Origin of the sequence: Rickettsia tamurae, from assembly GCF_000751075.1 — a bacterium.
Classification (GTDB): domain Bacteria; phylum Pseudomonadota; class Alphaproteobacteria; order Rickettsiales; family Rickettsiaceae; genus Rickettsia; species Rickettsia tamurae.
Genome location: NZ_CCMG01000018.1, coordinates 86,062 through 98,275, shown reverse-complemented (window position 1 = coordinate 98,275; position 12,214 = coordinate 86,062). Strand labels below are relative to the sequence as shown.

The window sequence follows — 12,214 nt, the reverse complement described above, 5'->3', positions numbered from 1 at the left end:
TCAGGAGTTTGTTATTATTTCATGAGATTGCCACGCAGCCTACGGCTGCTCGCAATGACGACTATCCTACAATGAAACTGTGGCTGCTTTCTCTACTTGCAATTCCTTATCAAGCTTAACATTTAAAGTTTTTATTTCTTTTTTAAATTGTTTAAATTTCTCTAAATTTTTTCCGTTTAATTCTATACCCGGTGTTGTTTTAACTGACATAGGATTAACATGTTTGCCGTCAATTTTAACTTCATAATGTAAATGTGGACCTGTAGCTCTGCCGGTACTTCCGACATATGCGATGATTTGTCCTTGTTTTACGATACTTCCCACTTTTAAATTTTTTGCAAAATTTGAAGCATGAGCATAAGCAGTAGATAGCGTACCGCTATGTTTTACCTGAATAAATTTTCCATAACCCGACTTCCAACCTATTTCCGTTATAACTCCGTTTCCTGCGGAATATATAGGCGTACCGGTTGGAGCTGCAAAGTCAACTCCCTTATGCATTTTAGTATAACCGAATATCGGGTGCTTTCTATTACCGTAATGTGAAGAAACTTTTATAACTTTTAGCGGAGTTTTAAGTAAGCTTCTTTTTACGCTTTTACCGTCTTCGGAAAAAAATGCATGATTATTTGCGTTATTGTCATGGGAATAACGATATATATTATATTCTTTCCCTGAAAGATTTAATGAAACATATAGAATTTTACCGTGGTGGGAAAATTTACCGTCTTCCGTTACGTATTTTTCCGTTATTACGGTTGCGGTATCACCGCTTTTTATTTGACGCTGAAAATCGATTTGATAAGCATAAGCATTAATCAGCTCTATTATACTATTATTCGATAAGCCCAGTTTTTTAAGGGCTGACATAAAATTTGATTCAATACTTACCGACGATTTGGCAACTTTTTTACTTAAAGGTACTACAATTTCTTCAACTTTAAAATTATCACCTTCTCTAATTACTTCAATAGTTTTTAGCTTATCGATAATTATAACGATTTTATTTAAGAATGTTACCTCTGAGGTTAAATCTTCATCTTCGTTTTCGGTAATTTTTGTTTCATATTCAAAAGTAATTTGCTGCCCTATTTTAAGAGCAGAAGATAATTTACCTTCTTTTACTAAACTTACAATTTTTTCTATTTCATTTTTAGGGATATTTTGTTCTATCAAAATTGACTTTATAGTATCGCCTTTTTTCACTACTACTTCTTTAAAGGAAATTGTTTCTTCTTCACTACTATCAGGTTGTACTAAAGTTATGGATAAAGTGTCGTTAACATAATTATTAACAGCAAAAGAGACAAAAATAACTAATGCTATAAATAATAATAAGGAGGCAGAGGTGAGGATTTTCCTGAGACGTGCACTAATAAAAGATGATGGTAATATGCCATTAAAATCATAAAATAGTGCAGTATCATTCATTAAAATTGCTCTGAAGATTATTTGAATCAATTTTTCATTACTAATAATAATATGAACTATATACGAACAAATTACAATAGAAAATTGTAATTTTTTTTATTTCTGTTTTATTAGTTTTTTATTGCTTAAAACTAAATATATATAAGTTAATTTTCGTTAACTTATATAGATGAAGATTATGCCTAGACTTTTCCTATTTTTATAAATCTTATGTCCTGCTCATCTAACCATAATGCTGTCAAATTACCCAAAATAGAATATTATGAGAATATTTCTTTAAATAAAAACTGTCCTATAAATAGCGAAATAGTTCTAGTAGGCGGTTGTTTTGATTTATTACATTACGGTCATATAAAATTTCTACGCAAAGCTAAAAAACACGGTAAATACTTAATCGTTGCTTTGGATGAAACAATTATTAAATATAAAAAACGTCAACCTATCCATAATCAATTACAACGAGCAAAAATTTTAAGTTCTTTCACATTTGTTGATAAAGTACTTATATTACCTAAATATTACCTAAACTAAAAGATTTTAATGATTACGCTCGGTTAGTGCAAAATATTTGTCCTTCTGTAATCGCTGTAACAAAGCACGATCCTCAGTTAATAAATAAGCAAATTCAAGCAAAAATAAATATAAATGCGAAAGTAATAGAAGTTATTGACTTACTGCAACATCCTAATATAGGCACACTTTCTAGCTCAAATATTATTAAAAATATGTAGTTTTTATAAAAATTTATCGATTTTTACTTTAATAAAACTGTATATACATTTATATTAATATATAAATAACTTTATATGTGCTATGAAAAATATTATTAGACATCTTTCCAAACGAGGATTTAGAGAGGAATTTAAAGAAGACACTTCACCTCGAACCGCAACGTACACAAGCGTACGTGAGGATTCGAGTACCGGATCGACTTATAAATTACCTCTAGAAACGAAGTTTGGGAAGATGTCTATTACTTTAATTTGTTTTTTGATTGTTAGTAGTAGCTGCTTTGCTTCCGAGCCGTTACCTTGGCAAATAACGTTCCAGCCGCCGGCAAGTCCGATTATGGAGGAATTACATCATTTTCATAATTTTCTGCTTTATATCTCAACAGCTATTGTTTTATTCGTTGCCGGATTACTTGGCTTTGTATGCATTAGATTTAATGCAAAAAATAATCCCGTACCGGCAAAATTTTCACATAATGTTTTAATAGAAATAATTTGGACTGTAATACCTATAATAATTTTAGTTATTATTGCAATGCCGTCTTTTAGAATATTGCGTCATGCCGAAAAAATACCCGAAACGGATTTAACTATTAAAGTAGTAGGTTATCAATGGTATTGGCATTATATATATCCTGATCATGATAATTTAGAATTTGATAGCGTAATGATCTCTGATGAGAATTTAAAACCTGACCAAAAAAGATTATTAGATGTTGATAATCGAATTGTTATCCCTGAAAATGCTACCGTAAGGTTTCTCATTACCGCAGGTGACGTAATACATAGTTTTGCCGTTCCGTCGCTTGGGTTTAAAATAGATGCAGTGCCTGGAAGAATTAATGAAACGTGGACAAGAGCTGCCAAGAAAGGTGTATATTACGGGCAATGCTCCGAACTATGCGGTATCAATCACGGCTTCATGCCGATTGCTATAGAAGTAGTAAGCAAAGAGGATTTTGACAATTGGGTTGCAAATAAAAATAAGGTTGCCGAGAATAACGGGAATCAGAAATTGGTTGCTAATTAATTATATGATAATGAGTGAGGAAGAATATAGAAATCAACCGGATGTAATTGATCTACCTGAATGGGAAAAAACTTTTTATTATCTTATATATGTAGGGCATTATAAGGATTATGACGATGCACTAGACATTCTAACACAAAATTTAAGAAATCCGGAAGAATTAATACAAGTTGAAGCAGTTGAAGCTATAGGTCGTTTGGTTGAAAGATTTTATAATATTAAAGAAGATTTAATATTGCCTTTATTGTTTGAAAATTTGAAAAGCACCAGTGAAAAAATTTTAAATGCAACTAATTTAACATTATTTAGCATTGTTATTTGTATACCAAGATTAGAAAGAAAAGTTTATTTAGAATATTTTAAAAATAATTTGAAATTTTTAAGCCATAAAAAATTAAAAATATTTATAGATAAAACATTAATAAATTCTTTAAAAAATGAGAAAGAAAAAATAGAGTTTATTTTAGGCTTTTGTCAAAATTCTTTAAATTACCAAGAAGCTTTAGAAATTTGCTTATACTTTCTTAAGAAAAATGAAAGTACAGAAATAAACAGTGTTGCTTTTGTTGGGCTTACTTATATAATAGCAAGATTTCAAAAAATAGAACTTAAAGCTATATTACCTTTTATCACAAAATATTTAAAACATTCTTCTATAGGTTCTGATTTATGGATGGATGCACGGATCTTTATTAGGGAACATTGTAACTATGATACCAAAATTACGCATACAAATAATTCCACCTTTGAAAAAATACTATTCTGTTCACTTAAAGACTTCGTCAATTATAGAGTATATAATGACTAAAAATAAACCAAAGAATCAAATAAAGCTTGAGAAAATGCTAAAATTATATGTAAATAACCTTAAGAGACAAAAAATTAAACTTAATGTTTCTAGTTTTCAAAAATCAACGTAAATTTTAAGAAATTAATTTAAATAAAAATTACAATTGCTATGCACTTACTTACAAATACAGAAGACCTAAACCACGATGACCACCATACCCCACACGGTTGGAGGCGGTGGCTTTTTTCTACTAATCACAAAGATATCGGCATTATGTATATCATATTTGCCGTTTTTGCCGGAGTTGTCGGCGGTTTGTTCTCACTGCTTTTTAGGTTAGAGCTTGCAATGCCCGGCGGCACTTTCTTAAATCATGATTTCCAGCTATATAACGTGCTTATCACGGCACATGCGGTTATTATGGTATTCTTTATGATTATGCCGGCTTTGTTCGGTGGCTTTGGTAACTATTTCGTACCTTTGCTAATAGGAGCTCCCGATATGGCATTTCCACGCCTTAACAATATCAGTTTTTGGCTACTAGTTCCTGCTTTCATCCTGCTTATGGGTTCGGCATTTGTTGACGACGGTCCCGGAACGGGCTGGACGCTCTACCCTCCTTTAAGTAATTTGAGCGGTCACCCGGGAGCAGCAGTCGATATGGCTATTTTCAGTTTACATTTAACCGGTCTATCGTCAATCCTCGGATCAATTAATTTAATTGTTACTATCTTTAATATGAGAGCTCCAGGGATGGGGCTTTTCAAAATGCCGTTATTCGTTTGGTCTATATTAGTAACTGCATTTTTAATAATTCTAGCTATGCCGGTACTTGGCGGAGCTATCACTATGCTACTTACCGATCGTAACTTTGGAACTAATTTCTTTAAACCGGACGGCGGCGGTGATCCTGTATTATTTCAGCATTTATTTTGGTTTTTCGGTCATCCTGAAGTATATATCGTAATACTTCCGGGCTTTGGTATAGTAAGTCAGGTTATTTCAACTTTTTCACGCAAACCTATATTTGGCTATCAAGGTATGGTCGGAGCTATGGTAATAATCGGTTTCGTCGGATTTATTGTATGGGCTCACCATATGTTTACTGTTGGGCTTTCTTATAATGCACTTATATATTTCACTGCCGGAACAATGATTATAGCAGTTCCAACGGGTATTAAAATATTTAGCTGGATAGCAACTATGTGGGGTGGCTCAATTACCTTCCCAACTCCTATGCTGTTCTCTATAGGGTTTATTATATTATTCACGATCGGCGGCGTAACCGGCATAATCCTATCAAATTCGGCACTTGATAGAGTTCTGCACGATACATATTATGTTGTTGCACATTTCCATTATACAATGTCGCTCGGTGCTTTATTTACAGCATTTGCAGGCTTTTATTATTGGTTCGGCAAAATATCCGGTAAACAATACCCGGAAATTTTAGGCAAAATCCATTTTTGGATTACCTTTATAGGCGTTAATTTAACTTTCTTCCCACAGCATTTCTTAGGTCTTGCGGGCATGCCAAGAAGAATACCAGACTACCCTGAGGCTTTCGCCGGCTGGAATATGGTTTCGTCGATAGGAGCAGGTATCTCTATGTTTGCTGCTCTTTATTTTGTATTTATCGTTTTCTATACTTTAAAGTACGGCAAAAATTGTCCAAACAATCCTTGGGGAGAAGGAGCAGACACATTAGAGTGGACACTTACCTCACCACCACCGTTCCATACTTTTGAAACACCACCACATATTGAGGGGTAATAGTGGCTTTGCTGCGTGGATACCAAGTCGTCATTGCGAGGAGTTGCGTTAGCAACAACGCGGCAATCTCATAAGATAATATAAAAAAAACTCCTGAGATTGCCACGCCAGCATAAATGCTGGCTCGCAATGACGGGACCTTTATGAACTGTCCGGTACTATGAGGAATGACATAGCTGAAAGAAAAATAGTAAAACGATAATAAAATGCATAAAAAACCGATAATAGGTGTTACACCTGATTTAGCTCAAAATTGTGAAAAATATACTTACGCTGCTTTTCCATGGTACGCCTTGCGAAGAAACTATACCGATGCGATTATTGCAGCCGGTGGTATACCGCTATTATTACCTTATCAAAGTGATACAATAAATCAGCTTATGGAACTTGTTGACGGTGTTGTAGTACCAGGCGGTGATGAGGACATACATCCTAAATTTTATGAGCCGGAATACGCCGAAGATGTAGTAGTTTCCAATGAAGAACGTGATAATTTTGAGATATTAGTTTTAAAGAAAGCATTAGAGAAAGATATTCCGGTTTTAGGAATATGCCGAGGTATGCAGCTATTAAACGTTATTTTTAAGGGTACGCTTATTAAACATATTCCTGATTATATTGAAACTATAATTAATCATACACAACCTTCGCCTAAAAACATAGTTTCGCATGCAATTAATATAGAAGCAAATACTAAACTTGTTAAAATGGCTAATAATCAGCTACAAACTATGGTTAATTCGACTCACCACCAGGCTGTTAAACAACTTGGTAACGATCTTATCGTATCTGCAAAAGCAGAAGACGGTATAATTGAAGCCATTGAATCAACTAAACATAAATTTGTTATCGGCGTTCAATGGCATCCTGAATATCTTAACGATAATGGAGTAGATTTAGAATTATTTAAAGAACTCGTAAAAGCTAGTACAGTATAACCGCCTAGCTTTTTACTTTAACTAAAACTCCATTCTATACCTATCTCGCCTAAAACTTTTTCAGCCTTATCAATATCAGACTTAAGAGTCTGATAGTTGTTATCATATTCTTCAAATACAGAGGCAATAAGAGAAATATTTAAAAAGTCTTTTACCTCCTTACATAATAAAGTAATATTTTTAACATTTTCTACCTCAGAACTATGTAAGCTTTCTTTCATTTTATCTGTTAATAGAGGTAATTTATCTACTAAATTTTGTTTGTCTAATGTTATATCTAAATCTGCTATTTCTAAACTTTTTAAATATTTCTGCCCATCTAAAATAACATTCAAACAAACTCCCACTGTCGATTTAGCTTTTATATAATGATTATTTAAAATATCTTTTATTTTAGAAAGCTTTACTTCATCATTTGCAGTTTTTAATAATACTAAATTCGGTACTAGATCTTGGTTATTTTTATAATACGCAATAGAATTTTCAATTATATTCAGGAACTTGAAATGTACTTGAAGCAGTAAAGAATTTCAAATTATTCTCTAGTAACTTCTTATCATTTTTATTAACTTCTTCTTCTTTTTTATTATCAATGGACCTTAAAAACACATTTTTAGGTAATATATTTTCAAGATTTGGATTTAATAATTTTTCAATTTCATTAGTTAATAGATCTACATTATCTTCGAAATTTTTTCCCCAATCTAAAAACTTAGATACTAATTTATCCTCAAATTTAATTATTTCCCTTATTTTATCACTAAAAGTATCTAATATTTTCTTAAAATTTTCATAAGTTTTACATTCTTCTACTAAGTATTTTTTTAAATTATTGTAAATATCATAATTGCTATTATTAAAACTAATAACCTTTAATAAAGCTTCTGCTTCTGAGTCTTTAGATATTTCAAGCTTTTCATTATTTGCTACTAAAAAGCAAAATCTTTTTAATGCTAAATCTTTTACAGTTACTATATCTTCATCTTTATAACTTAATAATTCCGATGGGTTATGTGCCAAAATAGATAATATCTTACTACTTTTAATAATTTGTAATATTTTTTCTTTAGTAGATTCTAACATTGCAACACCGTGAGACACAGGTGGAGTAGAACTTATGTCCTTTAAGGATATTAAAGAATTAATAAAAGACTTGTACTTATATAAACTAATTCCACTAACTAATATATAATAATTCAGTAATTGGTGCATATACTTCCTCATTTAAAATAATAATATGAGAATCATTAGGTAGCAAATATAAATCGTTATTAAAAATTTTAGCTACTAAACCTTTAATTTTACCTTTAGATAGCTTAGATAAGATTTCTTTATTTAAAACTAAATGTTGATCTTTTTCTCTCTTGTCCCTAATATATATGTTATATTAGACATATTACATACTCCTTAATTTAGATTAATAATTTTTGTATAGAATAGTTAATAAAAATTAATAATCAAGAATTATTATCATGAATTATGATTTTTAACAATATTTGTTTCATTTTACAAATGTGTTATACTAAGCATAAAACAAATATTTATGGCTTATTTAGAGATATTTGCTCAGTACATTATTGATAAATTAGGGAAAGGTACAGAAGTTCAAATAATATTGCCTAATAATTTCTCATGCCTAGAATTAAAGAAGATTTTAACCGATAAATATAAAATTAAATTACCTATCATTATTCCTTTTAATTCTCTTATTTCAAAAAAAACCGATTCGGATTATGTATCTAAAATAGAAGAACTTCTTATTATATCAAAAATAATTACAGAATATAAAGACTTACCATTTAATAAAAATGAATCGTTAAAAGCTGCAGAAATTCTAAGAAAATTGTTTAATGACCTTATAATAAATAATATCGATATAAAATTAATTGAAGTCTATAACAATTCTAACTATTGGCAAAAGATTTATAAATTTCTAGAATATTGCTTTTTAAGATGGCAAGAAGAAATATCGTTTACTCAAAAACAAACTAAAGCAGTTTATAAATTAAAGCTATTACAAGAAGAAATAATAAGGATAAAGAATAGGAATAAGCAAATAATACTCGCCGGAATATTCAAGCCTAATGTTTTTTTAAAAAGATTTGAAGAAGAATTAAAGGATTACATAATTTACTATAACCCCGCCTCCAAGCAGATTAGCAATGGTATATCTTATTTAGAACCCGCAAATATTTATGAAGAAGCTAAACAAATAGCTTATATATGTAGCCGTAATAAAGATAAACGGATTGCAATCATTACAAATAATAATAAGCTTAAGAGAGTATATTGTAATTTTTTAGATAAATATGAAGATCTACTAGGTAATGACTTAAGGCTTACTAATATCAGCGAATTACTAACTTCCATTATTAAAATATTATGTAATAATTTTGATTTAAAACTTCTATTTTTATTACTTAAAAATCCTTTAATTAATTGTCCTATAGGACAATTAAATTCACAAAGCTTCAGACAAGATGAATTTAAGAGTAAGTCTGCACAGCGCACAATAGTACGTGAGCACAGACTTAACTCAAAAAATTTGCCTGTATCAAGCTTTGTGAATGACGCTGTGAAAAAGTTAGAGTTAATGCTCTCTAATAAAAACCGTTTTATATCCTCGCCGAAATATTTATTGCAATTACAATTTGATAACGAGAATACAAAGGAGTATTGCCGTAACTTAATAGATATTTTATTTACCAATAACCCGCATAATATACCAGGTATTCTAATAGCGGCTAAAGGAATAGCTGAAAAACTTTTACCTACTATTTGGGAGGAAGAAGGAGGAGTAGAACTACTTGAATTTTTAACAAATTTAACCACATATCTCTCTACGTCATTCCCGCAAAAGCGGGAATCCGGTAAATATATAAATTTAACGGATAAAAAGGATTTTCCTAAAATTTTCTCTTTTCTACTTTCTAATATCAAATATTACAAAAATACCGACTCTGCTAGTATAATTATCGGTTCACCAGAAGCTTTAGCATTATGCGAATTCGACTTAATTATATTACCGCATTTTAATAATGAAAACTGGACACCTACCGCTAAAGCTCACCCATGGCTTAGCAAGAAAGCCTTGCAGATACTAAATATAGATTACAATGAAATCGCCCCTACTCTATATTCAGATTACTTCAATTTATTTCTACAAAATAAACAAATAGTTATACTGAATGCTAAAAAATATGATGGGAAGTTGTTAGTGCCGAGTAATTTATTTTTGAAACTGCGACTTAAACATGTCATACCGTGGCTTGACCACGGTATCCATACGATTAATAGAAGTAACAATATTTTTCTGGATCCCACGATCAAGTCGCGGGATGACAAAGTAGCAAGCAGCACCTTTTTTCCAGCCGTCTTATCAGTAACCGACATAGAAACATTAATAAGAAACCCATACGGTTTTTATGCTAAGAAAATTCTTGGACTACGTAAAAAAGATAATATATGGGAAGAGCCTAAAGTATCGGATTTCGGTAATTTTATTCATAAAGTTTTAGAGGAATATTCTAAAAATTACGACAAACAATATATTAATTTAAATTTGCTTGATAAACAAAATACTTTAATAAATATCGGTAATCATATTTTATATAGCACTATTTTACCAAGCTACACAAAAAAAACTTGGCAAATAAAACTCACGGCTTTCAGTAAAGCTTTTATTTTATTTGATATAGAACGCCGAAAAAACTGCAAAGAAATCTATTTTGAAACTAAAGGGGAATTACAGCTAAATATTGCAGGTCAAGATATAAAAATAATCGGTATAGCTGACCGAATTGAAATAAGTAAATCAAATAATATAACTATACTGGATTATAAAACCGGTACTATCCCAACTAAAAAAGAAATAGAACTAGGACTCTCTCCACAACTTATTATAGAAAGTTTAATGTTACTAGAAAACGGATTTAATACAGCGTCGTTCAGAAAGCTTGATACAAGCGAATTTTCTGACATTCGCCTTTGCTCACGTACTTTTGTACGCTCTGCAGGCTCAGTCGTCAATTCATCTTGTCTAAAGCTCTCTGAATCTAGCTGTATAAATAAAGAAATCACTATTGCTTATGTAAAAATAACCAGTACCGAACCTTATGTGCAAACAACGGAAATAGCTTTAAGCATCGAGACTTTAAATAGACATAAAGCAGGATTAGTAAAATTACTTGAACATTATATTACAAATAAGTTCTTTTCTTATGATTTGAATTTATCAAAGTATAATGATTATTTGCATTTGATGAGGTAGAGTTAACTGTAAAAATCGTCATTGCGAGGAAATTGCATAGCAATTGACGAAGCAATCTCAGGAGTTTGTTATTATTTCATGAGATTGCCACGCAGCCTGCTCGCAATGACGAGGTGGTATCCATGCAATAAACCTAGCCACGGGATAGCATAACGTTTATAGCCCCATTACTAACTTAAATCCTTTATTTTTAATAATCTTACTACTTGTATTATAAATAATCGGATCGTTAATTTTTTCATGACCGAATCTATTTGTTTTAAATACCGGTACATCTAAACTATCTGCAAAATTATGAAGCACTAACATTGTGCTTTCAGAATTTTTATCAAATGAACCAAATATTATGGCCTTAACATCCTCAAATAACCCTGCTTGCTTTAAGTGTAAAAGCTCACGATCTAATCTAAAAGCAACTATATTCACATCTTCTAAAAAAAGAATTTTGCCTTTAGTTCTTATCTGCCAATTTGTACCGATACTAGTCTGCACCATAGTTAAGTTACCGCCTGTTAGTTTGCCGTTAACAAGATCACTTGATTTTGCTATATCGTTAAGAGGCACTAAATTATCTATAGTAACCTGCTTTACTTTACCTTTTAATATTTCAGCAAGCTTGGTAAAATTACCTTGATCTTTTTCCGGCTTTAAGAGATCGGCTATATTACTGCCGTGAATAGTTTTCCATCCCCATTCTTGTGATAGAAAAAGATGTAAAGCCGTTACATCGCTATACCCTATAAAGAATTTCTCTTTATTTGGTTTTGGTAGCTTTAGTAAATCGGGAATTATTCTAGCAGAGCCGTAACCGCCTCGTAAACTCCATACTACATTATCAGACTTATCAAATAATGCATCCCGCAGGCAATTAAACCTTACTTCATCGCTACTTGCAAGAAAGGATAACTTACCTTTAGCAAAACACTTAGAAGGAATTTGTAAATTTAGTCCATTAATATTTTTTAAATCCGACAAGGTTTTATTATCCGCTCCTGTTGCCGAAGCAACAACAGTAATAGGGATATTTTTTAGACTATGACCAGCAGAAAAAGCTGATATTGAAAAGAATAATATTATTAGTAAAGATATATTTTTAAGAATCATGGAATTATATATTCAGTGTTATACCGTGGTCAAGCCATGGGGTGACACAGTGGATTTTATCGATCCACACAACAATGGCTACTCGCAATGACGACTTGATATCCACGCAGGCAATGCCTTACGAGAATGACATAAGAAACGAGAACA

9 protein-coding genes and 1 pseudogene are annotated in these 12,214 nt (G+C 31.3%); 6 read left to right on the top strand and 4 right to left on the bottom strand.

Features of this window, described 5'->3' with window-relative positions:
- Positions 1 to 66: 66 nt before the first annotated feature.
- Positions 67 to 1,431, bottom strand: a complete 1,365-nt coding sequence (locus MB29_RS07165) for a M23 family metallopeptidase (RefSeq protein ID WP_032139646.1) — start codon at positions 1,429 to 1,431, stop codon at positions 67 to 69.
- Between the two features lie 210 nt (positions 1,432 to 1,641).
- Here MB29_RS07165 and MB29_RS14385 point away from each other — a divergent pair.
- The 5 genes and pseudogenes from MB29_RS14385 to MB29_RS07140 all read left to right on the top strand — a co-directional run bounded on the left by MB29_RS14385 (position 1,642) and on the right by MB29_RS07140 (position 6,693).
- Positions 1,642 to 2,162: pseudogene (locus MB29_RS14385) on the top strand (adenylyltransferase/cytidyltransferase family protein).
- Positions 2,163 to 2,244: 82 nt separating this feature from the next.
- Entirely contained in the window at positions 2,245 to 3,192 is a 948-nt protein-coding gene (gene coxB / locus MB29_RS07155; protein ID WP_032139645.1) for a cytochrome c oxidase subunit II, read from the top strand.
- Positions 3,182 to 4,000, top strand: a complete 819-nt coding sequence (locus MB29_RS09245; protein ID WP_233419018.1) for a hypothetical protein — start codon at positions 3,182 to 3,184, stop codon at positions 3,998 to 4,000. The genes coxB and MB29_RS09245 overlap by 11 nt, the downstream gene beginning before the upstream one ends.
- A gap of 150 nt (positions 4,001 to 4,150) precedes the next feature.
- The gene (ctaD, locus tag MB29_RS07145) at positions 4,151 to 5,755 is read left to right on the top strand and encodes a cytochrome c oxidase subunit I (RefSeq protein ID WP_032139644.1); all 1,605 of its coding nucleotides are present in this window, start codon (positions 4,151 to 4,153) and stop codon (positions 5,753 to 5,755) included.
- Positions 5,756 to 5,961: 206 nt separating this feature from the next.
- Positions 5,962 to 6,693, top strand: a complete 732-nt coding sequence (locus MB29_RS07140) for a gamma-glutamyl-gamma-aminobutyrate hydrolase family protein (protein WP_032139643.1) — start codon at positions 5,962 to 5,964, stop codon at positions 6,691 to 6,693.
- 17 nt (positions 6,694 to 6,710) lie between these two features.
- Here MB29_RS07140 and MB29_RS09240 read toward each other — a convergent pair whose 3' ends face one another.
- Together MB29_RS09240 and MB29_RS09235 are read right to left on the bottom strand one after the other, a co-directional pair.
- On the bottom strand, positions 6,711 to 7,028 hold the full coding sequence (locus MB29_RS09240) for a hypothetical protein (protein ID WP_051965338.1): 318 nt from the start codon (positions 7,026 to 7,028) through the stop codon (positions 6,711 to 6,713).
- Positions 7,029 to 7,176: 148 nt separating this feature from the next.
- Entirely contained in the window at positions 7,177 to 7,905 is a 729-nt protein-coding gene (locus MB29_RS09235; RefSeq protein WP_051965337.1) for a hypothetical protein, read from the bottom strand.
- A 331-nt stretch (positions 7,906 to 8,236) separates the two neighbouring features.
- Here MB29_RS09235 and MB29_RS14520 point away from each other — a divergent pair, with 331 nt between their 5' ends.
- Complete coding sequence (locus MB29_RS14520; protein ID WP_032139642.1) at positions 8,237 to 10,963, top strand: PD-(D/E)XK nuclease family protein; 2,727 nt, start codon at positions 8,237 to 8,239, stop codon at positions 10,961 to 10,963.
- A 156-nt stretch (positions 10,964 to 11,119) separates the two neighbouring features.
- On the opposite strand, the gene MB29_RS07125 is transcribed toward MB29_RS14520, so the two are convergent.
- Complete coding sequence (locus MB29_RS07125; protein ID WP_032139641.1) at positions 11,120 to 12,067, bottom strand: LD-carboxypeptidase; 948 nt, start codon at positions 12,065 to 12,067, stop codon at positions 11,120 to 11,122.
- Positions 12,068 to 12,214 lie beyond the last annotated feature (147 nt).

Coding starts and splice junctions, on each gene's coding strand:
- MB29_RS07165 (WP_032139646.1), bottom strand. CDS start 1,431: ATGAATGATACTGCACTATTTTATGATTTTAATGGCATATTACCATCA.
- MB29_RS07125 (WP_032139641.1), bottom strand. CDS start 12,067: ATGATTCTTAAAAATATATCTTTACTAATAATATTATTCTTTTCAATA.
- coxB (WP_032139645.1), top strand. CDS start 2,245: ATGAAAAATATTATTAGACATCTTTCCAAACGAGGATTTAGAGAGGAA.
- MB29_RS14520 (WP_032139642.1), top strand. CDS start 8,237: ATGGCTTATTTAGAGATATTTGCTCAGTACATTATTGATAAATTAGGG.
- MB29_RS09235 (WP_051965337.1), bottom strand. CDS start 7,905: ATGCACCAATTACTGAATTATTATATATTAGTTAGTGGAATTAGTTTA.
- MB29_RS07140 (WP_032139643.1), top strand. CDS start 5,962: ATGCATAAAAAACCGATAATAGGTGTTACACCTGATTTAGCTCAAAAT.
- ctaD (WP_032139644.1), top strand. CDS start 4,151: ATGCACTTACTTACAAATACAGAAGACCTAAACCACGATGACCACCAT.